This window comes from Mucilaginibacter ginsenosidivorax (assembly GCF_007971525.1).
Taxonomy (GTDB): Bacteria; Bacteroidota; Bacteroidia; order Sphingobacteriales; family Sphingobacteriaceae; genus Mucilaginibacter; species Mucilaginibacter ginsenosidivorax.
Genome location: NZ_CP042437.1, coordinates 5602983 through 5629171 on the forward strand (window position 1 = coordinate 5602983; position 26189 = coordinate 5629171).

29 protein-coding genes are annotated in these 26189 nt (G+C 38.3%); 16 read left to right on the forward strand and 13 right to left on the reverse strand.

Going from position 1 to position 26189, the window contains the following annotated elements:
- The first annotated feature begins 143 nt into the window (after positions 1-143).
- Together FSB76_RS23325 and FSB76_RS23330 are read left to right on the forward strand one after the other, a co-directional pair.
- Entirely contained in the window at positions 144-1388 is a 1245-nt protein-coding gene (locus FSB76_RS23325; protein WP_147057658.1) for an NAD(P)/FAD-dependent oxidoreductase, read from the forward strand.
- 386 nt (positions 1389-1774) lie between these two features.
- Positions 1775-2323, forward strand: coding sequence for an REP-associated tyrosine transposase (locus FSB76_RS23330; protein ID WP_147057660.1), 549 nt, complete (start codon positions 1775-1777; stop codon positions 2321-2323).
- Between the two features lie 141 nt (positions 2324-2464).
- Here the strand turns inward: FSB76_RS23330 and FSB76_RS23335 are convergent, their stop codons facing one another.
- From FSB76_RS23335 to FSB76_RS23365, 7 genes are all read right to left on the reverse strand, one after another.
- Positions 2465-3547 (reverse strand): serine hydrolase domain-containing protein, encoded by a 1083-nt coding sequence (locus tag FSB76_RS23335; RefSeq protein ID WP_147057662.1) that lies wholly within the window; start codon positions 3545-3547, stop codon positions 2465-2467.
- Between the two features lie 63 nt (positions 3548-3610).
- Entirely contained in the window at positions 3611-3973 is a 363-nt protein-coding gene (locus FSB76_RS23340; RefSeq protein WP_225976289.1) for a hypothetical protein, read from the reverse strand.
- Positions 3974-4048: 75 nt separating this feature from the next.
- Entirely contained in the window at positions 4049-4771 is a 723-nt protein-coding gene (locus FSB76_RS23345) for a hypothetical protein (protein ID WP_147057666.1), read from the reverse strand.
- Positions 4772-4825: 54 nt separating this feature from the next.
- Complete coding sequence (locus FSB76_RS23350) at positions 4826-5653, reverse strand: sterol desaturase family protein (protein ID WP_147057668.1); 828 nt, start codon at positions 5651-5653, stop codon at positions 4826-4828.
- 159 nt (positions 5654-5812) lie between these two features.
- Entirely contained in the window at positions 5813-6592 is a 780-nt protein-coding gene (locus tag FSB76_RS23355) for a LytR/AlgR family response regulator transcription factor (RefSeq protein WP_147057670.1), read from the reverse strand.
- Positions 6585-7607, reverse strand: a complete 1023-nt coding sequence (locus tag FSB76_RS23360; protein ID WP_147057672.1) for a sensor histidine kinase — start codon at positions 7605-7607, stop codon at positions 6585-6587. Before FSB76_RS23360 ends, FSB76_RS23355 begins: the two co-directional genes overlap by 8 nt.
- A 716-nt stretch (positions 7608-8323) precedes the next feature.
- Entirely contained in the window at positions 8324-8716 is a 393-nt protein-coding gene (locus FSB76_RS23365; RefSeq protein ID WP_147057674.1) for a hypothetical protein, read from the reverse strand.
- Between the two features lie 1333 nt (positions 8717-10049).
- Here FSB76_RS23365 and FSB76_RS23370 point away from each other — a divergent pair.
- The 3 genes from FSB76_RS23370 to FSB76_RS23380 all read left to right on the forward strand — a co-directional run bounded on the left by FSB76_RS23370 (position 10050) and on the right by FSB76_RS23380 (position 12151).
- Positions 10050-11093, forward strand: coding sequence for a hypothetical protein (locus FSB76_RS23370; protein WP_147057676.1), 1044 nt, complete (start codon positions 10050-10052; stop codon positions 11091-11093).
- A 407-nt stretch (positions 11094-11500) separates the two neighbouring features.
- A complete protein-coding gene (locus FSB76_RS23375) occupies positions 11501-11770 on the forward strand; it encodes a hypothetical protein (protein WP_147057678.1) in 270 nt (89 codons plus the stop codon).
- An 87-nt stretch (positions 11771-11857) separates the two neighbouring features.
- Positions 11858-12151, forward strand: coding sequence for a hypothetical protein (locus FSB76_RS23380; protein WP_147057680.1), 294 nt, complete (start codon positions 11858-11860; stop codon positions 12149-12151).
- Between the two features lie 33 nt (positions 12152-12184).
- Here FSB76_RS23380 and FSB76_RS32995 read toward each other — a convergent pair whose 3' ends face one another.
- A complete protein-coding gene (locus FSB76_RS32995; protein WP_147057682.1) occupies positions 12185-12412 on the reverse strand; it encodes a helix-turn-helix domain-containing protein in 228 nt (75 codons plus the stop codon).
- Between the two features lie 204 nt (positions 12413-12616).
- Between FSB76_RS32995 and FSB76_RS32250 the strand changes: the two genes are divergently transcribed.
- The 5 genes from FSB76_RS32250 to FSB76_RS23405 all read left to right on the forward strand — a co-directional run bounded on the left by FSB76_RS32250 (position 12617) and on the right by FSB76_RS23405 (position 15334).
- Entirely contained in the window at positions 12617-12760 is a 144-nt protein-coding gene (locus FSB76_RS32250) for a hypothetical protein (protein ID WP_158642966.1), read from the forward strand.
- Positions 12761-13319: 559 nt separating this feature from the next.
- On the forward strand, positions 13320-13784 hold the full coding sequence (locus tag FSB76_RS23390; protein ID WP_147057684.1) for a hypothetical protein: 465 nt from the start codon (positions 13320-13322) through the stop codon (positions 13782-13784).
- 275 nt (positions 13785-14059) lie between these two features.
- Positions 14060-14845, forward strand: a complete 786-nt coding sequence (locus FSB76_RS23395; RefSeq protein ID WP_147057686.1) for a hypothetical protein — start codon at positions 14060-14062, stop codon at positions 14843-14845.
- Positions 14842-15117, forward strand: a complete 276-nt coding sequence (locus FSB76_RS23400; RefSeq protein ID WP_147057687.1) for a hypothetical protein — start codon at positions 14842-14844, stop codon at positions 15115-15117. The genes FSB76_RS23395 and FSB76_RS23400 overlap by 4 nt, the downstream gene beginning before the upstream one ends.
- Positions 15110-15334 carry a hypothetical protein gene (locus FSB76_RS23405; protein ID WP_147057689.1) on the forward strand — a complete coding sequence of 75 codons (225 nt, stop codon included), beginning with the start codon at positions 15110-15112 and terminating at the stop codon, positions 15332-15334. The genes FSB76_RS23400 and FSB76_RS23405 overlap by 8 nt, the downstream gene beginning before the upstream one ends.
- 83 nt (positions 15335-15417) lie before the next feature.
- Here FSB76_RS23405 and FSB76_RS23410 read toward each other — a convergent pair whose 3' ends face one another.
- The 4 genes from FSB76_RS23410 to FSB76_RS23425 form a co-directional block, all read right to left on the reverse strand.
- Positions 15418-15615: a hypothetical protein gene (locus FSB76_RS23410; RefSeq protein ID WP_147057691.1), complete on the reverse strand. Its 198-nt coding sequence runs from the start codon at positions 15613-15615 to the stop codon at positions 15418-15420.
- Positions 15616-15619: 4 nt separating this feature from the next.
- Positions 15620-15937, reverse strand: a complete 318-nt coding sequence (locus FSB76_RS23415) for a hypothetical protein (protein ID WP_147057693.1) — start codon at positions 15935-15937, stop codon at positions 15620-15622.
- 74 nt (positions 15938-16011) lie between these two features.
- Positions 16012-16788, reverse strand: coding sequence for a methyltransferase (locus tag FSB76_RS23420; RefSeq protein ID WP_147057696.1), 777 nt, complete (start codon positions 16786-16788; stop codon positions 16012-16014).
- A 60-nt stretch (positions 16789-16848) separates the two neighbouring features.
- Positions 16849-17091 carry a hypothetical protein gene (locus FSB76_RS23425; protein WP_147057698.1) on the reverse strand — a complete coding sequence of 81 codons (243 nt, stop codon included), beginning with the start codon at positions 17089-17091 and terminating at the stop codon, positions 16849-16851.
- Between the two features lie 572 nt (positions 17092-17663).
- On the opposite strand from FSB76_RS23425, the gene FSB76_RS23430 reads away from it, so the two are divergent.
- From FSB76_RS23430 to FSB76_RS23445, 4 genes are all read left to right on the forward strand, one after another.
- On the forward strand, positions 17664-17987 hold the full coding sequence (locus FSB76_RS23430) for a hypothetical protein (RefSeq protein WP_147057700.1): 324 nt from the start codon (positions 17664-17666) through the stop codon (positions 17985-17987).
- A 95-nt stretch (positions 17988-18082) separates the two neighbouring features.
- On the forward strand, positions 18083-19285 hold the full coding sequence (locus FSB76_RS23435) for a terminase large subunit domain-containing protein (RefSeq protein ID WP_147057702.1): 1203 nt from the start codon (positions 18083-18085) through the stop codon (positions 19283-19285).
- 396 nt (positions 19286-19681) lie between these two features.
- Positions 19682-20344, forward strand: coding sequence for a hypothetical protein (locus FSB76_RS23440; RefSeq protein WP_147057704.1), 663 nt, complete (start codon positions 19682-19684; stop codon positions 20342-20344).
- Between the two features lie 220 nt (positions 20345-20564).
- Positions 20565-21200, forward strand: coding sequence for a hypothetical protein (locus FSB76_RS23445; RefSeq protein ID WP_147057706.1), 636 nt, complete (start codon positions 20565-20567; stop codon positions 21198-21200).
- Here FSB76_RS23445 and FSB76_RS23450 read toward each other — a convergent pair.
- Positions 21178-22008 carry a hypothetical protein gene (locus tag FSB76_RS23450; RefSeq protein ID WP_147057707.1) on the reverse strand — a complete coding sequence of 277 codons (831 nt, stop codon included), beginning with the start codon at positions 22006-22008 and terminating at the stop codon, positions 21178-21180. The genes FSB76_RS23445 and FSB76_RS23450 overlap by 23 nt on opposite strands.
- A gap of 293 nt (positions 22009-22301) precedes the next feature.
- Between FSB76_RS23450 and FSB76_RS23455 the strand changes: the two genes are divergently transcribed.
- Together FSB76_RS23455 and FSB76_RS23460 are read left to right on the forward strand one after the other, a co-directional pair.
- A complete protein-coding gene (locus FSB76_RS23455) occupies positions 22302-23309 on the forward strand; it encodes a hypothetical protein (RefSeq protein ID WP_147057710.1) in 1008 nt (335 codons plus the stop codon).
- Positions 23310-23382: 73 nt separating this feature from the next.
- Positions 23383-26106: a hypothetical protein gene (locus FSB76_RS23460; protein ID WP_147057712.1), complete on the forward strand. Its 2724-nt coding sequence runs from the start codon at positions 23383-23385 to the stop codon at positions 26104-26106.
- The last annotated feature ends 83 nt before the right edge of the window (positions 26107-26189 follow it).

The window sequence follows — 26189 nt, forward strand, 5'->3', positions numbered from 1 at the left end:
TGAGTGAGGAGAAATCTTATACGACAAGCTTCACGGCCCATCGCTCGTATAAGATTTCTCACTCGTACCTCGTTTCGAAATGACAAGTTTTAATTAAAAAGTAAGCTTTCGGTCTTAGGCCTTTAGCTTTAAGCTTTCAAAAAATGGCAAAAGTGCTGATCATAGGTGGCGGAATTGTAGGTTTAAGTTCCGCATATTATTTACAAAAGGCCGGGCACCAGGTTACCGTGTTGGATAAAGGCGATCTGACTGATAGCTGCTCGTTCGGCAATGCGGGTATGATAGTGCCCAGTCACTTTATTCCGTTGGCGACTCCTGGTATGGTTTCGCAGGGCATAAAATGGATGTTTAATAGTAAGAGCCCGTTTTATGTAAAGCCATCGTTTAATCCGCAACTTATTTCCTGGGGACTAAAGTTTCTTCAAAAAGCAAATGCAGGGCACGTAGAGCGGTCTGCAACACCGTTAACCGAACTTTCTTTACTAAGCAAAAAGCTCTATGAAGATTTGAGTAAAGAACCGGAATTTGATTTCGACCTGGTTGAAAAGGGGATCCTGATGTTTTACAAAACCGAAAAGGCAGGCGAAGAAGAAGCTCACCTGGCCGAAAAGGGCCGCGAACTGGGTTTGGATATGGCCGTGCTTAGCCCGGCTGATTGTGTTAAGCTGCAGCCCAACCTGGAGCTTGACGTATTAGGCGCGGTACACTATCGTTGCGATGCACACCTATCGCCAAATAAGCTGATGGCGGCGATGGTAAAATACCTCAGAGGCGCCGGGGTAAATCTTATTACGAATAAAGAGGTTACTAAAATAGAAACTGTTGCAGGTAAAGTAACGAGGGTTTTATCGTACAATGAAGAATTTAAAGCCGATGAATATATTGTTGCGGGGGGCTCCTGGTCGCCGGCGATAGGTAAATTGTTGGGAGTTAAAATATTACTGATGCCGGGTAAAGGCTATTCTTTTAATGTGAAAGAACAAGTTCCATCCATGCAGATTCCGGCATTGCTGGCAGAAGCACGTGTAGCCATCACCCCCATGAATGGCGGCCTGCGCTACGGAGGCACTATGGAACTTGATAAAATCAACAACCGCATCAACATGAACCGCGTGAAGGGTATTGTTGAATCGGTACCTAAGTATTTCCCCGGCTTGAAACCAGCTGTGCCTGCCGAAAAAGATATCTGGTTTGGTTTCCGGCCGTCATCTGCTGATGGCTTGCCCTATATCGGCAGGAGCAATAAATTCGGCAACCTTGTTATAGCAACCGGGCATGGCATGATGGGCCTGAGTTTAGGAGCAGCTACAGGGTTATTGGTACAGGAGGTAATTTCGGGTACAAAAAACAGTATTGATATTGAGGCTTTTGCACCGGATAGAAGTTAGTAAGAAATTATAAGTATGTAACTGTCGCGAGGTCTTAACTCGTGACTACCATGGTTTCAGCTTTCAGCTGAACTGAAGCCAAAGGCTTCAACCATTCTACCCACGAGTTACGCTACGCTAACCTCGCGGGAGATTTTTTAAAATCGTTTACTGTCGCGGGGTTTTAACTCGTGACTACCATGATTTCAGCTTTCAGCTGAACTGAAGCCGAAGGCTTCAACCATTCTACCCACGAGTTACGCTACGCTAACCTTGCGGGAGAGTTTTTTAAAATCGTTTACTGTCGCGGGGTTTTAACCCGTGACTACCATGGTTTCAGCTTTCAGCTGAACTAATCAAATCAAATAATTTGAAATTATATTTTTAGTTGCTAATTTGCTTTCACCATGAGCCTTAGCCATAAATTTCGCAACCAGGAAAAACTTTATTTCGCAACTTTTACCACCGTAAGATGGGTGGATGTTTTTACCCGTATTGCTTACAAAGAAATACTTGTTGATAGTTTTAAGTTTTGCATGGAAAAGAAGGGCCTGGAAATTTACGCATGGGTTATTATGAGTAACCATGTGCATCTTATTATGGGAACCAAAGGCAAACCAATGCAAGACATCTTGCGGGATTTTAAAACACATACTTCAAAAGCGATCATCAAGGCTATTCAGGACAACCCGCAGGAAAGCCGTAAAGACTGGTTGCTTTGGATGTTTGCCAAGGAAGGTAACTTTAATCCTAACAATAAAAACAACCAGTTTTGGCAGCAAGGTAATCATCCAATAGAATTGACCGATAACCTTATTATTGATCAGAAATTGGAATATATTCATTTTAACCCGGTTGCAGCAGGCTGGGTAGATACGCCCGAACATTATTTATATAGCAGCGCACGTGATTATGCCGGAATTAAGGGCTTGTTGGATATTCAATTGATTTGTTAGTGTTTGTAAGCTGGAAGCTTACACCAGTTTTACCCACGAGTTACGCTACGCTAACCTCGCGGGAGAGTTTTTAAAATCTTTAACAGTCGCGGGGTCTTAACCCGTGAATATGCTGGTTTCTGCCTTCAGCTGAACTCCCTATTATAAAGCCTCATCAACCAATTGTTTCAACGCATAATATCGTTCGTGCCTGCCGTCATTTTTAATGTAAAAACACATTAAAAATGCGGCATAATGCTTATCGTTATTTACCCAGGGGAAACTGCCAAATAAACCTGGGCTACTTACTGCCGGTGTTGGATTTTGCGGGCCGGACGCTTTCAATACCCACTCGCCGAAACCATAGCCGGCATTGCCGGCTTCTTCAGGTGCATAGGCTATTTTTACGTCTTTGGTTATCCGGTCTACCTGCATTTCGTTAACGCTTTTTTCGCTTAGCGCACGTTTGCCGTTAACGGTACCTTTGTTTAATATCATCACCAAAAAGTTAAGATAATCGGTGGGAGTGCTCCATGCCCCCCCGGCTGGGAAGGCTACAGGGCCTTTGCCAAAATCGGTATTAACCATACCGCATGGGCCGGCAATGCGTTCGGCAAAAAGGGTTTCGAAACTTTTACCACTAATTTTCTCAATAACAGCTGCCGCCATTTGCAGGCCTACGTTGCTGTACCTGAACAGCGTACCGGGCTTTCCCTCAATGGGCATATCCGCAATGTTTTGGATAGATTGATCCATGCTGTGAATATCTTTCATATCCTGTAATGCCTCTTTTATGGGCGGCGCCTGGATGCCGGTAAGGTGCGACAGGCATTGGCTTATGGTAATAGCCCCCTTGCCGCTTTTGGAGAGTACAGACAGGTATTTACCTACGGTATCGGTCAGTTTTAGTTTGCCCTCGTCAACAAAAGTAATCACCAAAGCCGCGCTAAACCATTTGCTGCAACTGGCAACCGGAATTTTGGTAGTAGTGGTGAAAGCATCAAGGTTGGGTGTTTTGCTCATTTTACGAGCAATCATTTTTGTGGCAAACCTTTGTTTTATGGTCATTTCATCCTTGCTGCCAGTGTAAATGATTTTGCCATCTTTATAAACCATAAGCACGGTACGGCCACCCATTTTTTCGGTATTATCGGCAAGCCATTGATCAACTTTTTCAAAATGATGCTGAGCTTTTGCTGTAACTATAGTGCAAAGCAAAAGGAGCACAGTTATTAACTTTTTCATAATCTCAACATAAATTTAAAAAAGGCACTATAAACCAGGTGACTGGTACAGTGCCTTAAAAAGTTATTGTTTTTCTTTAATCTTTTCCATTAGTTTCGCTTTCATCTCATCCTCAAAGTCCTTGTATTGTTTAAACTGCGCCGGGGTGAACACGCTTTTTAATTCCTGGTCTTTTCCTTCCTGCAAACTCCTGGCCTGTTTCATTTTGCTAAAGCGACCGTCATCGCTCTTGATTACTGCCTGCATTTTACGGGCGTAAGTTAAATTAATGGCCTGCACCTTGCTCTCCTGGGCAGCATCCAGTTTTAGCTTGCTCTTCATCATTTCTGTCTGAAACTGTGCTCTTTGCTCCGGGGTAGAGTTTTTAAAATCGGGCATTGAGGTTTGGGCAATAGCCGGTTTGCTCATTAGTATCGTTAAAGTCATTATTGCGGTTATTAGCCAAAGTGCTTTTATAATTCCTTGCTTTTTCATCATTCGTAATTTGGTTAAAAATACACTTTACCATTGAATAGCATAGCTGGCACCGCTATTTAAAAGTAGGGTAGCCTTATTGTCGCCAAGGAAGGTGATGGTACCGGCAAAACTGAAAGACTTACCGGACGACGACGAGCCTGTAAGCTTAACCGCGGCGCTGCCCGATACTATTTTCAAGGTAGTTTTATCAACCAGTATGTTTGACGATGTAATGCTTAAATTGCTTGTGAAGGTGTATTTACGGGCAATTTTTGAGGTTTCGGTGCCGGTATGGGTAAAAGTAGTACTTAAGCTGTAAGTTGATGCAGATGGCTGTAAATTAGTGAGGACAAAGCTACCCGTGCTATTGCCGTTTGATGACATACGCGCGCCATCAAAAGTGTGCGAGCCGGTAAAATTGAAGGTAAGCTGGCTGGGCACAATACCGGCGCAGGTGAGCATATAATTCCAGCTGAGGTTGTAGCTGTATGATGGTGTTGCACCCGCCGCGCTTGTTTTGGTTAAGGTTGAGTCCTTTTTTACGCCGCAGCTTAACGCAACCGTTTTATGGATAGTTACCGAACTGTTTACCTGTAATGCAAACCCGCCTGTTGTTGGTGTTACGGCATCCGTAGTAAGTTCTGCCGCGTCTGCTTCAGTTACGGTTACGTCGGTGGCAGCAACGCCATCTTTTTTACAGGAATTTAAACCTAAACCAAGGCTTGATGCCATCAGCAATATCACCATTGTTGTTTTTACGCTTTTCATAATATTAAAATTTTAATGTTCTGTATATGTTATTCAGTTTTATTTTTTGTTTGATCAGGAAATTGCCTGCCGGCAGGTTTGCTTTAAAGCGATGGTGCCGGTCTCTTCGTTTGTTTCGGGAGATTTTTTGTTTTTAAACAAGTCAATAAACCCGCGGGCTACCAATACAAACGGGTTGTTGCTTACAAAGCCCGTGGTTAGGCCATAGTTTACCTTTTCGGTTTCGGCCTGGTAAGTGCCAAACAACTTATCCCAGATAATGAACACGCCGCCAAAATTTTTATCAATATAAATAGGATTGCTGCCATGGTGCACCCGGTGCGACGATGGCGTATCCATTACATGTTCTATTACGCCCAGGTTGCCAATAATTTCGGTATGTAAAAAGAATTGATAAGCCAGGTTAAGCACATAGGATATCACAATAAAATCTGTTGGCATTCCCAGCAGTGCCGCCGGTATAAAAAACAGCGGACTAACAATTGCCGAAAACCAGTTAAGGCGGTAAGCCGCCGTAAGGTTCATGTGCATGGCCGAGTGATGGATGAGATGGAAAGCCCAAAGCGGTTTCCAATGGTGAGAGATGCGGTGAAACCAGTAATAAATAAAATCGGCCGTAATAAAAGTGAGCAGGAAAACCCAGCCGTTCCTGGCTAATGTAAACGGCGCCAGTTTGGCAAAAAAGCCAAGTATGGCTAACTGGTAGCCGGCAAAAAGATATTTAGAAAACTGGAAGCCAACAAAAACATAAAGGTTTGCAAAGGTTTCTTTAACGTCATAAGCGTTTTTATCTTTCTTCCAGCTCCAGATAATCTCGGCGGTTACAAGTATCGCCAGGAATAATAATATGTATATGCGGTATGGGCCAATTTGATGTTTCATTTTCTTAGTCGGTTGAATTATTTTGTCGTTTTTGATTGACAATATAAAGTTGACCAGAAAATGCTGCTTAAGTTTTAGGAACCCCGGCGAAGCTGAAAAACCGGGGGGCGAAGTGACTGCACTCGTTATTTCCGCTTGCTAAATCCGAAATCGAAAATCTTAACTATCTACCCATTTTTTAAACTCAGGCACTCTTGCTTTGCTAATGAGGATCTTCTCCGGCGGTTCGGGCTTCATTTTCAGCGATAGGCGTCCGTTAAAATAAAAATCAACCTCGGTTAAGGCTTTGCGGTTGATGATGAACTGCCGGTTGGCGCGAAAGAACAGGTCGGGCTCCAACTGTTGCTCCAACTGTTCCATAGTAAACTCAATGTTGTATTGTTGCCCGTCGGTGGTTTGGGCGTATACTATTTCATGGGCCGTATAAAACCAGGCTATCTTAACCGTTTCAACGGGGATCAGCTTATCCCGGAAATGAACCAGGAATGATTTCTTATACGGTTTTGCCAATATTTTTACGTGTTGCAGCAGTTGTTCAAATGGCTGGTTTGCATCGCCTTTGGGCCTTTGTACTACCAGCCGTTTAAACTTGCTTAGCGCCAGTTCTATTTCGGCCTCATCAAAGGGTTTAAGAATATAATCAATGCCATTGTTTTTAAAAGCCTGAATGGCATAATCGTTATAAGCCGTTACAAATATAACCGGTTTCAGTACATCGGCCTGCTTAAAAATATCAAAGGATACACCATCAGCAAGGCGAATATCCATAAATACAAGATCGTAAGCGCCCGGATTATCATTAAACCATTCCACAGCGTCTTTTACATCAGGCAGGGATGCTGTAACATCGATGTTTTGATCAACGTTTTGCAGCACATGTGCAAGGTTACGGGCGGTAACGGGTTCGTCTTCAACTATAACAACACGTAGTTTATTCATGTTTCAAAGGGAGCTTAACTGTAAAATAGCTGGTAGTTTTTTCAATGTCTATTTCCCGTTGCATCAATATTTTGTAGCGCTGGTTCAGGTTGGCCAGGCCGGTGCCGGTACCATCTGCATCTACTTGGTTAAGGTTGTTGCTTACCGATAATTCATCGCCACACATTTTAATGGTTACCTTCAATGGCGTTTTCAGGGTTGCCGCGTTGTGCTTAGCCGCATTCTCCAACAAAGGCTGTAACGATAAATGTGGCAGTTTATATTGCATGAAGGCATCGCCCACGTCAATTGTTAGCTCAAAGGCATTTTCAAATCTCATTTTTAATAACTGGGCAAATGATTTTACCATGGTCAATTCTTCATTCACGGTAACCAGGCTGCTTACAGGCTTAATTAATGTATACCTGAAAACCGACGACAGGTGTTTGATATATAGCTGCGCCAGGCCCGGGTTTTCGCGCACCACGCCCGATAAACTGCTCAGCGAGTTAAATAAAAAGTGAGGGTTAAGCTGCTCTTTTAATAATTCAAGTTCGGCTGTTGTGTAGGCATTTTTAAGTTGTTCGTTTTCAATGGCCTGTTGTTTGTTTTGGCGCAGCAGCAGCACTATTTTTATAATAATACCAATTAATAAAGCAGCTAAAGCATACCGGGTTAAATATCCTAGCCAAAAAGCCCCCCTGATTTGGTTGGGGTTGAAGCTAAATACCCGCTTTTGTACGCCGCCTATCAGCACCATGCCAAAAAATGCTATTAGAAAATTGAGCGATAAATAGCTCAGGTATTTGTTGTTATCCCGATACCTGGCCAAGCGACCACGACCTAAATTGAGCGAAAACAGGAGGTAGCAGAAACCCAGCTGCGCCAATAATTGGTAGCCAAATTCGGCAGCGTTAAAGCGCCAGTAATGTGCCACAATGCCATTTTCGCGCAGGGCAAGCAACCTGCCGCTATTGAGCATTACTGCTATCAGCAGCGAACAGTAAAACCATAACTGTTTCCCGGTTTTCTCCATCAGGTAAATCTAATTAAAGATAGCTATAGCCAATAAAAAATCAGGGCGAAGCTGAAAATTTGAGGGGCGAGGCCTCACCTAAACTGCCTCACCTAAATCCTCTCCAAAGGAGAGGACTTTAAAATGCAAGACTAAATAATAGAAGCATTGGCAACTATGTAACTCAAGAACCCTCTCCTTTGGAGAGGGCAGGGTGAGGCCCATCTTTTTACAAAAGTCCACTTAACTTATCGTAGCTTTTTAACATCTTTACGGTACACATATTTTAAGTACAAATGCAGCATTGGTTAGTAAAATCGGAACTGAAAGGTATGTAAAAAAAATGAAAAGTGCCCTAACGATATCAAAAAAGCACTTTTTAATTTTAAAAAATCGCTAAAAAAGCCGCTTTTTAGCCCGTTTTGTTCCCTATTTTGTTCCCTTTTTTTACCCAAAAAACGCTGTTTTTTATGATAAAAACGCCGTTTTTTACTGGTTCTCAAAAAATAGTAACCAATGCGGAAAAAAAATTACTTTTATTTTTTTTTAAAAATTTATGGTCTTTTTTTATTGGTTAGCTTTTGCTGAACCAGTAGGGCGGGGGAGATGATATAAAAAGGGAAAATATTAGTTTTAGAGGTTGAAATTAGAGCATTTTGTTCCCTGTTTTGTTCCCTAAAAAGGTATAAAAAAGCCTAATTTCTTAGGCTTATATGCGTTTTTGGGCAAGTTTTAAACTATTTAACTTTTGGTTGTTTTAGAAGTATCCGTTTGCGTTCAATACTACGTTCTTCTTTTGTGGTAAACGCCTTTTTGTCTTTTTGTTCTGGTTTCCGGGTGTAAACACCTTTAACGAACTGAACATCTTCTTTAATATCCTGTACCGTTGATGCCATACCCGCCAAAGCTTTAATTTGGTTGGTGATGTCTAACTGCTCTTTGGTAACGATAACCTGAACGTCAGGGTTGAAATCCTTTGTTAAGTCTCGGATAGTATTTTGCTTTTTTTCCTGCTCAAACCACTGGTTTAACATCAAATTATCATTGATGTTAAGAACCCTTTCAGAATTGATACCAACAATATTTCGGGTGAATAATTTCTTAATTTTTTCTTTTCTTTCTGCATCCATAATCAGCCAATTTATAACGATAAATATCGGGATTTTATAGCTAAAAAACAAATATTCAGGGTTGAAAATGGGTGTAAAATGGTTTCTGAATATCCTTTATTTAAAATGCCGTCCCGGCATGGCTTAACCCGGTAAAGGGGCTACTGCTTACAAATTGATGAAAAAACGTAAAACTAAATTTAGTTTTATGTTTTATAAGGTCTAAGCCTCTTTTAGGCTTCAATATCTCCTGTCTAACTCATAATTATACACTTTTTGATATACGTATCGTCGAAAATTAATAATGCCTTAAAAGGCTTTAAAATAGGTTTTAGCGTACGTGTAATAAATTAGACCGAAGATTTCACCTTTAAACCCAATTAAAATGCCGTCCCGGCATAGTCTTCAAAATTGAAACCCTTATTCCAGTTGAGATATAGCCCTTCGGGTACAGGTAAAACAGTTGAAAAGAGACTGCTTCGCAGGTTGAAAGCTTATTCCTTCATTATTTTCAATTAAAGAAGCTATTCACTTATATGAAATGCCCTCCGGGCTTGGCTAAAGAAGATTGAAGGATTACTGCTTACGCAACTTGAAGGATAATTACCTGTAACAGAGTTTCACCCCAAAGCTTATTCATTATTTAAAATGCCCTCCGGGCATGGCTTAACCCGGTAGAAGGGCTACTGCATACGCAGGTTGAAGATTTATTCCTTTCTGCCCTCCGGGGGATTACTAATCAAAAAGGATATTGCTTTGCAAGTTGAAGACTAAAACCTAAAAGGATTTTTTCAACACCTCGCAGGGTTTTAGATATTTCTGTGTTACTGTTTAACAAATAATCCCCAATAGCAACCTATGTACTTTCATTATTCAACTTAAATATCTCTTTCAATTATTTAAATCTCTTTATATTTCTATATAACTCTTTATTTCTCTTTATAACTCTATAATACTCTATTGCGTACATACACACGTACATATACTCGTACATACACACGTACATACCGCCGTACATATACACGTATATACTGCCGTACATATTAGGCGTACATACTGCGGGGATGGTTGTAATCTTCAACGCCCACGGCTTTTATTTCCCTGTTTGAATGCTTACATAACTGTGACACTCCCGAAGAAAAATGGACTATTTTTGAAGATATGAGATTGAAAAGTAATTATTTTTAATTTTTTTGCTTCTTTTTTTGACTTCTTTGAAATAAGGTCGTATTTAAAATAAAGAAGCAATTCATTGTTTATTGTGCAGATGTATCTCGTACCAAACCTTGGGGTACATCTGCCTATACCGACTGGTACTCGGTATTAAAGGTTTGGATGGTATAATAATAAATCAATGCAATCAAATTTCAAAAATGATATTACACAACCTGTAATTTTCAACACCCCAAAATCATTAGACCTGTCAGGATTATTCCCTGCTTATTCGGAAGATAAATTAAATAAGGTACGGTACATCATTCACCAATGCAATTACTACAGCAATAAGTCAGGCTACAATCTTGACCTGAATAATCACAGGTGGTTTTTATCATTAACCCGGAATGATTTATCCTTCATCAAGAAAACTCTGGTTGAAGCTTCTGTTATCAAACTATCAAGTAAAAGCATCAGGGGGGCGAAGTCTGAACACTATTCAATGGTTAAGACTTTCAATTACCTGAATGAAGCTACTGTCAACAAGCACTTTTTTTACCTAAATACCGTTGATTGTCCGTTATGGGTTCAACGATATGTGGCTGATGATTCAGCTTGCCGTAACGCTGAAACAACCAATTGGGTAAAACGCCCCAATGATTGGCAACCGTCAACAGTTCAGCCGACAGCGGTTCAACCTCTGGAAGTACAAAACAATGATAAAGATGCTTACATTAAATTACTTGAAGCAGCTTTAATTGCCAACAACATTGCTTTGCCCGCTATGGATTCAATCCCGGCAATCGTTCAGGTATCAGCACCAGAGGCTTTAAAACCAGAGGCAGCCCCGGCAGCGCAAGTACTGCAACCAGAGCCTAAACCAGTTGATAAGGCTAAACAGTTCTTGGCGGGACTTAAAGCGCAAACCGCTGTTAAATCTGAAATAGTGAAGGCTGAACCCGTGAAGCCTGAACCTTCAAAGGCTTTAACAGCACTTAACACTGACGTACAACCAATGGAAGGTTTCCTGATGGTGAATAGCACCAAATATAAGCGGGCTACCCAACTTATGCCATTTATGAAGCTTTTTGCAATGGAACGCAGGTTACAACAATTGGTTGCCGAAGGCTATCAGGGTAATGAAACCTTTACCACCGAAACTTGGATATTGACCTTTGAAATTGATGCTTCAACCCGGACGGTGACACTTTCAGGCGTTTTGGATGCCGAACTGGCAGCGTAAATTATAGTTTTAGCACCGCCGATACTTATAATCTTAGCACCAAATCAGTGAATTTATACGGTGCCAAATTATTGAAAAACAACAACGACCAAATAGTTTTAGCTATAGATTTTGAATATCATCGAAAAAACTAAATTTAGTTTTTATATATCTGTTAATCAGGTAATTAAGTTAAAATATTACTTGACAGATTGGTATAAATGTACTATATTTGCTATAGGAAATCAGTGTAAGAACTGAATGTAGAAAGAGTGATTAGTGAGGGTGATATATAGGAAATTCAACGACGGGTTGAATTATAGAATGGGAGGCGAAAGCTTCCCATTTTTAGTTAAGCCCCCAAAAAAATAAATTTAGTTTTTTAGGGCACTTAAAAAAGTAGGAGAGTATTTATAAATAAAGAGATTATGAAAAAGACCAAAAGCGAAGTATTGGAAAGAGGTACGATTGTTAAAATAGTTGAATTTGGATTTACTAATCCGAAGCATAAATACGTATCAGGTAAAGTTGAAGTAGATAATCAGGTCATTGATATAAAAGTCATTCCAACTTTGGATGCGTGGTCATACTCATCATCTTATCGAGAGTTGCCTTTATATAAAGATTTGGCGGTCGGTGCTCTATTTAAAATAATTGAGTTTTCAACCGGACGGCTTTTTCTTATGAGCGCAAAATAAGGTTTAAGCATGGCGTACGCCATTTAAACAACAACCCAACCCCCGGTGTAAAGTGCCCGGGTTTAAAACACTAAAAACAAAAACATTATGGAAAAAAAGGTAACTGAAATGAATGAAGATGAATTGAATAAATTTCATAACGATTCAATTATTGACAAATATGGACTTGCTGATATGGCAAAGGTGAATGTGATAAACGAATGGGTTGATAACTTCCCCAAAGCGGGAACGTATGCAGAAAAGAGGGCTTATCTTGAAGCAGCCGCAGAAAACGGAACAATTAATACCTTTTCGAACGTGTATAAAGAAGGCGAAGAAAAAGATAATTGCAGTTTTAGCATCTTGTTATATGATACCGATGATAGGTTGATTATTGACTAAACCTATTGATACCCCGGTGTAACGTGCCGGGTTTTATTCAATTATAAAAAACTTGTAGGGTTCGACCTTTAGGACTTCGGCTATAGCGTACAGCATTGAAACGGTAGTGTTAATTTTGCCTAACTCAATCCTGTTCACTTGGGATAAGTCGGTATCAAGAAGATTGGCTAAATCTTGTTGACTTAGGTTCTGTAACTTTCGGTACTTTCTGATGTTGGCACCGACCGTTTTTATACCCTTAATGTCACGTGGATTTGCCATTGAACAAAAATTGATATTAGCCGACTTGTTTATTTAGGCATATATGCCTAAATTTGATAAACTTTAATTAGGATGTCAGGTAAGATTTGGTTTGATAATTGGCAGGATAGTACGGTGTTCGTCGCTCTGATAAGTGTGATGCTATATGTGCTTTACCAGTTTTATTTGATTGACAAAAGCAGGAAAAAAAGAAAAAATTAAATTATGAAAACTATAGTAAACCTTAGCCTTATAGCACTTGCGTCAATTACTTTAACCGCTTGCGCTAAGAGCGGTACGCCCGCACCAACTAAAAAGTTACCATCGGCAAGCCCGCTATCAAAGCGTGACACCACTATTGTAACTTAAAATAGGAACAAATGTTTGACCGGGATTCTTACTATTCACAAACTGAGATTTTGAAAAATTTTCAAATTTCGGATAAGAAGTTAAAAGCCCTGTTCGTGGCGTATTACGTTCCCGTGGTAAGCAATTTAATCACGTATGGCAACTACTATTCCATCACGGCTAAGTATCGGCTAAAGTCAGATATTGACGCTCTGATGGTACAGCAGGAAATAGCCCCTAAAAAGCCTTAACTGAATCTTTAAGATGCCCTCCGGGCATGGTAACACCTTACTTAAACCTTCGTGACCTGTAGCCCCCGCTACGGGATTTTTTATGTCAAAAATTTATTTTCAAAAAAACGAGTAAAATGGGGCATTTAAACTTTTACTGTAGTATTTATAATTAAAGAAGGAATACAAATGCAAGTACTACAACTAAACAATCTAATCTTTATCAGCACCACGGAAGGGTACTATATGGTAGATACAAATAATAAGAGCGGTAAAGCAATCAGTGAAGATTGCTACACCCTGATTTCTGAAATAGCAGAACTAAAGAATGACATTAAACAATTGAAATAATGAGCGATTACGAATTAGAAGAAATAAAAGGCAGAGGATATTATATCTCTATATTCCCTAAAGTACATACCGATTTTAGCCCGGTTAAAGATAAAGCGGTTTGGGATTGTTCAGGTAGCACACTAACAACTGATTGGTTAGGCGAAATTAAAATCAGGTATCAAAATGTAGATTCATTTTCTACTTCATTTTTAGAAGTAAAAAAGTATCAGGCTTTAAAAGAGTTGGCTGATAAGTTGGATTTAACAATGTGCTACATCAACGTTTACGCTGATGCCACTGTTACATATAATCTATCAAACCTACCGATTGATAGTTACGAAGTAACCTTAGAGTATTGCCCGGTCGCAACGTCCGAAGATGCCAGAGGCTACACGTTTAAGGATATGATAAATCTGCCTAAAGAAGCAGTATCAAGAAAAATAAATATAGGTTACAGGAGGTTGGAAGGGTGGCAAAAATGATAATAATATCAATATTGATAGGATTAGCGGTAAACGGCTTATTAATCAATCCTGCTTACATCTGGTGTTTACTAAAACTAAATTTATCCGGAAAAAAACCATTTAATTGCCCGCTCTGCCTTGGATGGTGGGGCGGTTGTATCTGGATAGCAATACAAGCCTTCTTAGGAGTTTTTACTATTCAACTGGTCTTAGTACCCTTAGCTGCATCTTTCTTAGCTGTAGCCCTTAAAAGGTGGTTTGATAGCCTACCTGTACGCATTAAATAAACCGGGGTGGATATCAAACAACAAGCAAACAAAATCATAACAGATTACTACAACACAGGTAGATTAAAAGTAAGGATAGACGGGTACTACAAGGGTAAACTACACATCAGCAGGTACACGAAGATAGCCGAAGAAGTTGAATTACAGGTCTGGTTGGAACTCTCAAAGTATCCCCCGGAAAAACTGGTTGAACGCTTTAATCGCAATCCTAATAGCATCGAAGCGTTGGCGGTGGTTATCGCTAAGTATCAGTTTATGCACAAAAAGTCAAACCCCAATAGTCCCAATAATTCATTTGGTACGAAACTGGTCTTCGGTAGCAACTACTTTTCAGATGACTATGTAAGCCCAACGGATACTTACAATGAATCAGGAGAAAATACCGATTACCGGGGTATACCAATTTCAGACGGTGAATTTTACGCCGACCGGGATTACAGCCCCGACAGGTGGCAAGAGATTCAAAAAAGGTTAACCCCTGATGAAATCGAGTTTGTTACCGCTCTCTGGAACGGCGAAAAATTTTACAAGCGCAAGCCCACAAATGCCTATAAAGAGTACCGGGATTATATCCTCAACAAGATTAAAAATATGGATTTAAACAAAGGCTTAACGCCCTTAGAGCAGATAAAGACCAAACTTACTATGCAGGAAAATAAACTGTTTGACGTAATGTTTGATGATGACCTGAACCGTCAGGATAAGATTAAAAATTTAAAATTCACTGAGCAGCAGTACATAGCGCAAAGAAGGATTTTACTTAAAAGAATTAAGGCACTGAATATAAAATGACCGATAAAGTTTACACCTATCTATTCAATAAAATGAATCAGGTGACGGCATTAATCATTACAAAATACGATGCCGACGAAACCGCCGTAAATAACATTTATGCGGGGTATTTAGAGCAAATCGGGGAAACGGGGGATGCTCAAATATTCATCAACTACATAGTACAGTTGATTAGCTTCTTAGAACAAAAAGAAGATTACGAAAAGTGTTTTCAGTTATTGAAACTACAGAACAAAATTAAAGAATACCAAAAGGAGAACGAAAATGACTAAAGCAGATATTCTAAGCAAAATTGATACGGTACTACCGATGCTGCAACAATGGATGCAATACAAAGAAGTTGTAGCATCTGGTGCCGATATGGATACCATAAAAGAACTGGCAGCAGTGATAGTACCAGAGCGTACTTGGTGTTGGACTTGCCCGGCAGGGAAGGGTGAACTGCTAACAATTATTTACAGCTACTATCAACGGGAAAGCCAAAAATAAGTTATGCTGTTTCCCGGTCAGCAGTAAAACCGGGATTTTAATAAATTTCATAAGAAGGTTATCCGTTAATCGTTAGCCTTTTTTTATTTTAGATAATCGTTTGCGGCAGCAATTACCTGATTCCTTACTAAGGTTCCGGGGTTTTCTTTCCAAATTATTAAATCAGTTTCACCGATTCTATGTTCAAAATAATCTGTTAATGAACTTGCAAGTTCACTTTTGTGCAGAGATTCTATATCGGAAACAGCCTTATAAAATCTATCAATTTTTTCTTGGTTCATTTTTTTAGTTTGAAATATAAGGCTTAGTATAGGAATCCATAAAGCTGTTAAATCCCAAAACTTGAACCGGGCTTTCTTCATCAGGATTTTGAGGGTTGTAAAATGCACATTCATCGCAGTTGAAATTTATTAACACTTCCGATGTTTTGCCATCTTGAACTAAAAAAAATCTGCCGTTGTAGGTTTTATTATCTTTTAAATCGAGGTAGCTAATATTACCCCAACTGTCATTCCAAAATTTAAAAGTGTATACAATTTGCTTATCATCTATTCGAGGTATTTCTAAAACACTTCGATAGTTGCTAATATTTACTTTAATCATACTCAAATTTACTAATGTTTTTATGTGACTAAAGTATTTTTATCAACACTTGGCTAAGAATGTTGGTAAGTGGTTTATTTCGGCTTAAAATCAAAATCAACAATTTCACAAATAGGAGATACACCCCGCCAGTGGTCACGGTACACACCGGTATCTATGCCGATGTTGAACTGGTAATCAAACCCGGTTTCCTCAATGAATTTCTGAACCTTATTAGGTACTTGTAAGCCGTGCGGGTTGTATCCTTTTGACTGCTCTCTTAAATCCATAAAGAATTGCGCCCCGGAGTACCTAAAAGGGGTTGATTGTTGGGGTAAAATGAAGCAACCGTAATCAGCAATTTTGGATGCTATTTCAATAGCGATAAGGTCAAATTCTGCACCCTTGTATTTCAAGTCTTTTTGAACTTCTTTATCTAAACCCGTTTTTATCTTTCCAAACGGCGGATTTGAGATTGCTTGGTCAAAGTGACCAAATTCTTTATAGTTAAAGATTGAATCATTAATCCATTTAGCCTCCGGTAACAGCTTTTTTCCTACTTCAATATAGGTAGGGTTAAGTTCTATGCAGGTAATATCTGTACATTCCCGGTAATGATACGCTACGAAAGCTAAAATCCCAATACCTGCGCAAAGGTCTATTGATTTAGCTTTATCGTATATATTCAGGCTAAAATCTCTGGCTAAATCGTGTGGGGTAAAGAAAGCCCCGGCTTCGCTGTTAACGGATGTTGCGGATTCATTCCATTTTTCAAAGACTGTTAGTTTTTCTTCGAAGGTTAATTTATCTTTTTGTAGTAGTTCAACTGCTATGTTGTGTTCTTTAATTTCTTGTTTTGAAAGTTTTGCCATTTATCTGTTTTAGATAAATAGTGCAAACTTTTAAAGAACGCCCCAAAGCTTGAAAATAAATTATAAGTATTGAAGATTTAGAAATCTTTCAATATCAGCTTGGGGTTTGTTAGGCTGATATATTTTTATTTCAACCCACGCCTCCGGGCAAATTTCGTTTTGCAAATGTACCCAAATGCGATTTTTATTAACTGTGTTTAAGCTTACTTCAAAGTTTGCTGTTCTAATAGTTTTCTGGTCGTCATCAGTCAAAATCAAACTTCCGGTTAGGTTGGTGGTAAATGTTATTGTTAAATTTTTCATTGGTGTTGAAGTAGGGGGGATTTGCCCTACACTATATATTATGATAAAGTCAGTAAACGACAAAGTAAAACTTTTAGAAGCCCGGATTATATCGCTATAGGCTGATGAAACACTAATGCTTATAAATTAGAAGGATAATTGTCAGTATCGTTAATATTATAGCTGTAACGTCTTTTATAATATCTAACCAGTCCTTTTGGGGTTTGTTTTGTTGTCTCATTTTTTGATTCCTTATGTCATAAATTTAATAACTGTCACCTATAAAATAATTATGACCAAAAGTTTTTTTGTCGAAAAGCTATAGCACCTTCGTTACCACTGGCTAACGACAGACAATATTTGATTTTTGCAAATAATTAAGTCAAAATGTGCTCATTTTTGCTTTACTGATTGTTGACTTTTTCTGCTTTTTTTTGTCGTATTGTTGATTTTATTTTTCTGTTTTTCTACTATTTAAATACAAGTTTGTGGTCGGTGTTTTTTGTTCTCAACCCGGCAAAACTGAATAACCTCAATCTTTTTTCTCGCACATATATCTTATTACCTATCTATTAATAGCGATAGAATAGCGAATGGCAAAATTTAAGATAGGCGACCCCAAACCAATTAATTCAGGCAGGAAACCGGGGGTAAAAAATAAGACTACACAGGAAATCAGGGATGCCATACAAAAGGTATTAGCGGATAAGGTAGATGAATTGGCTGATGATTTGGCTATGATGCCAGAGTTTAAGCAGTGGACTATACTTTCAGCGGTAGCTAAATATGTGATGCCGACACTGGCTAAAAACGATAATGATACTACGTTATCGGGAGAGATAAAATATAACGTTAACATCAATTTTGTTGATGCTCATAACGACCCGACCGGGGATAATGAAGACGCTGAATCCTAATCAGCTACTACGTTACTAACCTGTAAAGCCCCTTTAACATAGTTTAAAGGCGGTTTTTACGGGATAGGGAACGATTTAGGTAACAAAACACTGTTTTGAACGTAAATATTGACTTAAACCTTCCTAAGCTTCACCCGAAGCAACAATCAGTTTGGAATAGCAAAGCAAAGATAAAAGTACTTAGTTGCGGTAGGCAAAGCGGTAAATCATATCTGGCTAAGTGTATTGCTTTGCGCTATATGGTTGAAGGTAAAAAGGTAGCGTACTTCTGTCATAAGTTTGATTTAAGTAAAACCTTCTATAATGAACTGTTAACGCATATACCGCAATCACTGGTTAAGAGGCAAAACAGTTCATCTCTTTCAATTGAGTTGATTACGGGTGGTAAAATACAGTTCTATTCAGGTATAGCTACAGATACAATACGTGGTAATACCTTAAATCTGGTACTGGTGGATGAAGCAGCCTTTTATCCAAATCTGGAAGAAAGTTATAATGAACATATTTCACCAACATTAGCCCGGTACAATGGTGATATAATCTTTTTGAGTTCGCCACGTGGTCGGGGCTATTTCCATAGCTTATATACCAAAGGTGTTGAAGGCGAACCAAATTATCAGAGTTGGCATTTTACGTGTTACGATAACCCGCATTTGTCTGCCGAATACATTGAACAGAAACGCAAAGAACTACCAAAAGCGGTATTTGCACAAGAGTATTTAGCCGAAGAAATGGCTAATGCTGATAATCCATTTGGTACAGATAACATCAATGCTAACATAGCTGAACTATCAAAAAACCCGGCTATCTGTTACGGTATTGATATTGCCAGAGGTAAGGGTGAAAACGGAGACTGGACAGTAATTATAGGGGTTGATAAGGATAACCACGTGTCATACTTAGACAGGTTTCAGGCACCGTACTGGCAGATTAAAGATAAGATAGCCAGATTACCCGCCAACGTCTTGAAGATTTTGGACAGCACCGGGATTGGCGACCCGATAGAAGAAGAATTGGTAATGACTGTCAGCAACCTGCAAGGGTTTAAATTTACTGCAACCAGTAAGCCACAGCTAATGATTGAGTTGATTAAGGACGTGGAACAGGGTTCAATTAAATATCCATTATCGGTAGCCGGGGAAATGCACAACTTTCAATATACCTATAGCAGCACCGGGCATATCAAGTATGCAGCAGCTAAGAACTTTAAGGATGACCAGATAATGGCTTTAGCCCTTGCCAACAAATTTAAAAAGGATGCCATAGCAACAAGTAATTGGAGGCTTTACACAGCTTAAACTATCTAAAAAAAAGTGCCTTTTTTAACTGTGAAAAGAAATACTTCATCTCCTTCGTGGGTCAATGACAGCGTATCACTATTAGCATTCTTGTAAACAGAATCGCCCTTTACGGCTAATTTGTCCAATGGTGTATTTGTAGATAAAGAAACGGGATAATTCGGTATTCCTCGCTTCCGACAAATAACATAACGTACTCTCTGTATCGGTATACGGTATCTACTTTACCGTCAATTTTTGCTTTATGAAACTCTTCATATTTGCCTTTTCTTGCGGAGTATAAGAATAATACAAGTAGAGCGAGCCCAATAAGAAATAAATAGAACTTTTTATTCATTGTGCGTAAGCTTATCCGAAAATACAATATAAAACCTATTACTCACTAACAACAACAAAATGAATTATAAAGAACTATTAAACAAACTGCCTTCAAGTTGGGAACAGCTTAAATTGAAGGACTATATCAAGTTAAGCCCGGTGCTTAATGCTGCCGATACCGAAGGTGAATTGGTTGATGATGACATCTACACCATCAAACACTTATCTGATTTGGATATGAGCGTTCAAATCATCAGCCTGTTAACTGATACCGATATTGAAGATATTGAAGCGTTATCGATGTTAGAGGTTAACCAACTGATTGAGAAATTAGCCTTTATCGGCACCGTACCCAAAACTGGTAAACCTAAAATAGCCTACAAACCTTTTGATGAATTGAGTTATGATAACTTCATTACATTTCAGAAACTAAGTGTGGATTTTACGGAAGAAGGTATTTTGTCATCAGCTATAGGTAACCTGCCAGTAATGTTATCATTGTTTGCCAAAGACCCTAATCATAACCCTGAATTCATTTTTAACTTATCAATGCCAGAGGTCATCAACGGTTTTTTTTCTGTCAAGAGGAACACCGAAAAGTATTTACAACGTTTGGAGCGTTCTTCGTTGTTAAAGAAACACCTGATGTTCTGGAAAGTGATTCCGTTAGTAGTGACCCAATATTTCAGGAATCGCAAAGCATCGAAGCTGAATTTTCATCTCGATGGAACTATTGGCTAATCGGAAAAAGTGTATCCGAATTTACGTTACAACCCTTTTGGCAGGTATTAGAAGACAATGTTTGCAATGTTTTAACGGTTGCAACCCTGCTTAAAGAACAGGTGACATTAGAAGAAAATCGTAATGGTAAAATCAGTTCATAATATCGATTGTAAGTACTTTTAAGGCTATCAAATAACAAACGATACAAGTTGTCATCAACCAATAAATAACCCCGTATATGGCTCAGAATCTATCACAGGCGAACGCTAAAGCCCTCGATGCTTTAGGCGTTAGCAAAAGCGATTTTACTACTGAATTATCGGTGGTTGAATCCGTATGCGGTGCTTTTACCCTTTCGATAAATGAGAATATTCAATCAATCCCCAACTTTGTAAACTCTGGCAAAATTGAAAACCTTACTCTGGAATCAGCCGGTGACGAAGTACATATAAAAGGCTCTCAACACCTGCTTTATCAGTACCGGGGCGTTAATGGTGCCAAAGAAAAATTATACGATACCCCTTATTCATACGGTGATAGAAAACCACCTATGCAGGTGTTTCTAACTTGGATTCAGGAAAAGAATATCAGAATGGTTGATAATCCTAAATACTATGGTGATGCTTCACCATTTAAAGAGGTAACCGAAGATAAGCAGCAAGAAAAATTAGCTTGGATGATGGTTAATACGGTGTTCAACAAAGGTCTTAAACCTCACCCGGCAATTAAGTGGGATGAAGAAAAGGAACAGCTTAAAAAGGATTTAAAGGAAAAGGCTAAAGGTTTTGTTATTCAGAAATTGAAAACAGAAATCTATAATAAATACGGTGATAGGGTTGATGACAAAAATTTTAATGCAGGGATGCTTTTTTAACTTCTGATTGGGGATATATTTCTGTAATTTGAGTTTTATCGTTGTAGAAAATTATATAATTTTTAGTTTTTCCAATATAGAAATAGCAAGAATCTGATTTGATTAGAACTTCTGCTTTAGAGATAGGGTTCAAAATTGTGATTGAGGTGCCGGTATTATGTGATTCAATGGATTGTTGTATGTTTTTAATCGCAGAGAAAAGTGCTGTTTCTGATAGTATTATTATAGCTAAAACGAATGTTGAAAGATTTTTATATTTAAGTATCGAAAAATAGGAATTTATTGTCAAAAAGTTAAAAAAAATTGCCACGAACAGACTAACACATATAGATAACTGTTCTAACATCTCTAAAGAATCTAATCGGTTAAAAACTTTATGATTTCGCCACTCCTCAAAAAACATAAATATTGAAACTAAAAAGAGCGATACAATACTTGACCCAACTATTATATTATAGTTTGGCTTTTTATATCTGTTCAGTATAAAAGTCATTGCAGCTAATATTTCAGCATAAACCTTTATAGGATATTTCAATAGGTTTATCGATATAATTAGTATAACTACTACAAAAATTGAGCGAAGTAAATTACCCAATGCTATATTCACAGCTTCGCTGATATCTATTAATGACAAAATATCAAGATTGAAATATTGATAATAGACTATCATCTTAATTATTCCAATTAGATAACTCATTACGAGAAAAAGCGGTATATAAAACAAGAAAGATGACACAATGTCTTTTTCCGGTTCAGTAAATTTTTTAGGGTATTTAGTGCGAGGAAAATATATTTCGTACTTATTCATAGTGATAGAGGTTTTTCCAAATATAACTAATTACCCTACCAAATCATATTACCTATCCAAAAGGATAGATGATTACATTCACCAAAACACCACAAAAGCACACGCCGGCCAATAATCCGATTATATTTCAGGTATCATCTGATAACACCGCTATACAGTTTTTTCAGGTACAGGTTCAGGCTGATGATAACAGCATCATAGCTAATTTAAGGCTTTATACAACCCCGGCGAATCGTACCAGTAGCTTTACAGACCTTTCAAGTATTCTTTCAAACGTTGTAAATTATCAACTTTTGCCTTCTGCTAACATAGTTGATTCAACCTCGGCTATCCTACAAGCCTATAAACTGAAAGTAACTGAAAAGCTGTACGGTGATGCAGGTATTGTTGATGGTTCAACACTTACATCTGGTTTGTTTTATGTTTTTAACGGTTTGATTGATAAAATAAGCTTTAGCCAATACGATTATAAAAATTTCGTAGTTACCGCTACTGGTTCAACTACCAATTTTTTAACCAATAAACCCCAAATCAGTAACGTATACCGTACATCAACCGAATATCTATATTTTTTAAATGATGGTATCCCCGGATATTTAAGCTATAACTTTTATGGTTTTAATAATTCACCCATAGGTAGTGTTAGCTATAGCCTCTCAGGTCATACCACAGGCGCAACCAGAGTAGATATAAGCCCTAATGTAATTGATACTGCATACGGTTTAAATTTAGGTGGGGAATTTGGCGATATGTTTGATACTCCCTTTGGTTCAAATTATAATATAAGTACCTCCAACTATTTTACTGTAGGTGTTACCGATTTATCAGGCAATACTAAAAGCGTTTTAAGAACTTATATCTTAAAAGATACTGGCTGTAAAAATGTTCCTGTTCAAATAATGTTTGCTAATCAATTAGGGGGGTATGATTCTTTAATGATGTTTAATCCCCGTGAAACAATTGATGTTACTAAAACCAGTTTAACAAAGAACCCTTTAACCCTAAATTCAGGGGTTTACACTGATAATTTCAATAATGTTTTTAATGATGAATCAGAAGTTATAAATGTTCAATCTGTTTCAACTTTTAAGGTAATTTCAGATGCCCTTAGAGATAATGAAGCTATTTGGTTAAAAGAGTTAATCAAAAGCCCCAAGGTATTTATCAGATTAAGAAACGGGATGTTTTACCCTATAACGGTTACCAACTTGAATTACCCGGTACAGCAAAAACGATATTCAACATCTTTAATCAGGTTGGAGTTAACTTTTACTATTAACGATACCGGAATCAGCTTTTAAAAAAGGTTAAGTCCGGTCGCAATAGCCGGGCTTTTTTATTAGTGATAAACCTATTTCCTTCAAAAAGAAATCAATGGATATTACTAATTATCTTTCTGGCATAACAGCCAATATAACAAGTGAAACAGCACCTAAATCAATCCCGGCTACCGTTGTTGGCAATGCATTTACCAATTTAGCTAATTTAACAAAAACAGCAGTTGAACAAAAATTAGATATAACTGGTTCAACAATTTTCCTAACAGGGGTCACTAACTCACAAGTAACAGCCGCTATTGGTTATATTCCCGGTAATGTTAACGCAACAATCACTACATCAAAGAATTTATTCAATTTGAATGATTCCAACGTTTCGTTGGGACACGCCTTGTTGCCGGGTAATACTGTACCTGTTGTAAATGCTAATTATAATACTACTGGTTTTATACCTGTGGTGGCGGGTTCAGCGTACACGATGACCTATAAGGGTAATATTCAATGGTACAATAGTGCATTTGGTTTTGTTGCAGAATCTTTATCAACTGATACTGGTAAAACCCAAACAGCACCTACAGGTTCATTATACGTAAGGTGTAACGTGCTTTTAGCAAACTGGAATTTATTTCAATTTGAATCCGGTACAGCAAGTACGGTGTATACGGCGTGGACTGCACCTGTAAAAATACTTACAGGCTATCAGGCTGATTCTATATCAGCAGCATTAGCAACAAGTTTGGCAGTTCAGCCTAATTCAATAACACCAGAATTAACAACTTTTTTCGATGTTAGCCCGAACTTATTTAACCCCGCAGACCCTGATGTTTTATTAGGATATTCTTTGGCAAGCGGCGGCGCATCACAAGTAAATGCAGCCTTCAATTTAACTGGTTATATCCCGGTAACCGCAAACAGTACTATCAGTGTGAGTTATAAAAACTCAATGAGTTATTACACCTCTGGTAAGGTTTTTATATCAAGTTCACCACAATCAGACACCAATAAACAACAGGTAGTCCCAACGGGTGCTGCATTTGTTAAATGTAACGTAGCTTTAGCAAGTTGGGCTACTTTCCAGTTAGAGGTAGGTTCATCAAATACCAGTTACCAACCTTATGGAATAAAAACTATAAAATCGGTTAACCTGCCAACTACTACAGCTGTTACCGTAACACCAACTTATAATTACACCAACGGTACGGCACAACTATTTTTAAAAGAAGCTTTAACATCGGAAAAACAGGTTTTTAAAATCGGTATCAATGGTGATAGTATTTTAGACAGTGGTCATCAAATCATATCATTTCCTGATGAATTCGGTTTAGGTAAATATCAACAAGGTTATGGTTATTTATCTTATGATGGTATTGAACGCAGGATGTACAATTATCTAAACTTTAATAAACCAATTTGGGCAAATGCTTTATTAACCACAGCGTGGACTTATACGGGAACAGTTTCAAACACCGTTTCGGCTATTATGCCAAATATTGAACCTATGAAGCTGTTAGCGGATAGTACGTCTGGTAATACAGCTTCTGTATCTATTACAGGTTATCAGACTGCAGTTTTTGTATTTGAAGGTGGTGCAAGTGGTACCACCGGACAAACTGGCGTTGTTAATATAACTGTTTCCGTTAACGGTGGTAGCTTTGTAAATCCATCCACAATTTTAAAAGGTAATTTAACTAAAAGAGGTTTTGGCACTACTCAGATATTTGACCCCGCTGTTGATACTTTTGATACGTCTTTTGTGCAGCCAAATACGATACAAGCTGATAATACCTATTCAAGTGAAATTGAATTATTTTATAATGGTTTATCAACTGGTAATACTTATACATTTAAAATTACCAGAGCAGCAGCAGCTTTACCAGTTAGACTATGGGGATGTTACTATTTTACAGGACAAACGCTTATTGTGCATAACAGGACTAAGCCGGGGTTCAATTGGGTACTGCTAAAAAATCAATTTTACAGCGATTTTGTCCTTAGTAATACAGATTGGGTAATTATGCAGTCACCGATGTATCACGACCCTGATTTAACTACCGCCGAAACTAATATGAATGCGTTTATAGCTAATGTTAAAAGCTATGGCGTAAAATTGTGTTTAACATCTTGCCCCGGTGCAGGTGTTGCGACTACAGGTTCAGCAGCAGCTATTTTAGGCGATACCAACAGTTCATTTTATGTGCCGGGTATGCAGTTCTATACGTATTTCAATAGGTTGAGAAAATTTAATGTGAATACGATAGCAAGCGGTAGTACGCCTGTATATGGTGACGTATATAATGTTACTATTAGTGGTACAACTTACCCTGTAACAATAACAGCCGGGGCTACTTCGACACTTATCAATGTAAATGTTCTTGAAAATTTCCCGCAAGCCCCTAATTTCCCTTTTACTTTAACAAAAGTATCTGGTAATTCTGGTAGCACATCAGCAATGACCGTTACCTCACAATTAGGTTTTTATACGATGGAGCAACACCGGGATTTAATCAGGAAGGTATGTTATCAGCAGAATTTGCGTTTTGTAGATTTACTTCAAGCGTTCGCAGATTTAACAGCGACTTTAGGTGAATCGCAATCAACATCTGCTTATACAATGGATAGCGGACACCCATTATATGCATCTGTTTTAGCTGCATCCGGCAACCAGTCAAGTTATCCGGGTTTATCAGCCCCTTTCCAAATGAACTACCTGTCAAACTATTTCAATTTGGGTGACGGTCACCATTTACAGTACCCTGCGCAAATCTATATCTATAATGTGCTAAGAATGGAATTGTTGGGTAATTGTGCTTTTAAAAGTTAAATAATAACCTGTAAGGAAAATAACTTAAAGCTACTGAAATAAGTAGCTTTTTTATTTATATTGCGGTATCAACCAATCCCTTA

Bases quoted from the DNA above. Each gene is read 5' to 3' on its own strand.
- FSB76_RS23440 (WP_147057704.1), top strand. From the start codon at position 19,682: ATGAATTATAAAGAACTATTAAACAAACTGCCTTCAAGTTGGGAACAG.
- FSB76_RS23325 (WP_147057658.1), top strand. From the start codon at position 144: ATGGCAAAAGTGCTGATCATAGGTGGCGGAATTGTAGGTTTAAGTTCC.
- FSB76_RS23340 (WP_225976289.1), bottom strand. From the start codon at position 3,973: ATGACTTTAACGATACTAATGAGCAAACCGGCTATTGCCCAAACCTCA.
- FSB76_RS23370 (WP_147057676.1), top strand. From the start codon at position 10,050: ATGCAATCAAATTTCAAAAATGATATTACACAACCTGTAATTTTCAAC.
- FSB76_RS23380 (WP_147057680.1), top strand. From the start codon at position 11,858: ATGGAAAAAAAGGTAACTGAAATGAATGAAGATGAATTGAATAAATTT.
- FSB76_RS23425 (WP_147057698.1), bottom strand. From the start codon at position 17,091: ATGAAAAATTTAACAATAACATTTACCACCAACCTAACCGGAAGTTTG.
- FSB76_RS23415 (WP_147057693.1), bottom strand. From the start codon at position 15,937: ATGATTAAAGTAAATATTAGCAACTATCGAAGTGTTTTAGAAATACCT.
- FSB76_RS23450 (WP_147057707.1), bottom strand. From the start codon at position 22,008: ATGAATAAGTACGAAATATATTTTCCTCGCACTAAATACCCTAAAAAA.
- FSB76_RS23345 (WP_147057666.1), bottom strand. From the start codon at position 4,771: ATGAAAAGCGTAAAAACAACAATGGTGATATTGCTGATGGCATCAAGC.
- FSB76_RS23355 (WP_147057670.1), bottom strand. From the start codon at position 6,592: ATGAATAAACTACGTGTTGTTATAGTTGAAGACGAACCCGTTACCGCC.
- FSB76_RS23390 (WP_147057684.1), top strand. From the start codon at position 13,320: ATGAGCGATTACGAATTAGAAGAAATAAAAGGCAGAGGATATTATATC.
- FSB76_RS23460 (WP_147057712.1), top strand. From the start codon at position 23,383: ATGGATATTACTAATTATCTTTCTGGCATAACAGCCAATATAACAAGT.
- FSB76_RS23375 (WP_147057678.1), top strand. From the start codon at position 11,501: ATGAAAAAGACCAAAAGCGAAGTATTGGAAAGAGGTACGATTGTTAAA.
- FSB76_RS23405 (WP_147057689.1), top strand. From the start codon at position 15,110: ATGACTAAAGCAGATATTCTAAGCAAAATTGATACGGTACTACCGATG.
- FSB76_RS23350 (WP_147057668.1), bottom strand. From the start codon at position 5,653: ATGAAACATCAAATTGGCCCATACCGCATATACATATTATTATTCCTG.
- FSB76_RS32995 (WP_147057682.1), bottom strand. From the start codon at position 12,412: ATGGCAAATCCACGTGACATTAAGGGTATAAAAACGGTCGGTGCCAAC.
- FSB76_RS23420 (WP_147057696.1), bottom strand. From the start codon at position 16,788: ATGGCAAAACTTTCAAAACAAGAAATTAAAGAACACAACATAGCAGTT.
- FSB76_RS23360 (WP_147057672.1), bottom strand. From the start codon at position 7,607: ATGGAGAAAACCGGGAAACAGTTATGGTTTTACTGTTCGCTGCTGATA.
- FSB76_RS23400 (WP_147057687.1), top strand. From the start codon at position 14,842: ATGACCGATAAAGTTTACACCTATCTATTCAATAAAATGAATCAGGTG.
- FSB76_RS23330 (WP_147057660.1), top strand. From the start codon at position 1,775: ATGAGCCTTAGCCATAAATTTCGCAACCAGGAAAAACTTTATTTCGCA.
- FSB76_RS32250 (WP_158642966.1), top strand. From the start codon at position 12,617: ATGAAAACTATAGTAAACCTTAGCCTTATAGCACTTGCGTCAATTACT.
- FSB76_RS23445 (WP_147057706.1), top strand. From the start codon at position 20,565: ATGGCTCAGAATCTATCACAGGCGAACGCTAAAGCCCTCGATGCTTTA.
- FSB76_RS23335 (WP_147057662.1), bottom strand. From the start codon at position 3,547: ATGAAAAAGTTAATAACTGTGCTCCTTTTGCTTTGCACTATAGTTACA.
- FSB76_RS23365 (WP_147057674.1), bottom strand. From the start codon at position 8,716: ATGGATGCAGAAAGAAAAGAAAAAATTAAGAAATTATTCACCCGAAAT.
- FSB76_RS23430 (WP_147057700.1), top strand. From the start codon at position 17,664: ATGGCAAAATTTAAGATAGGCGACCCCAAACCAATTAATTCAGGCAGG.
- FSB76_RS23410 (WP_147057691.1), bottom strand. From the start codon at position 15,615: ATGAACCAAGAAAAAATTGATAGATTTTATAAGGCTGTTTCCGATATA.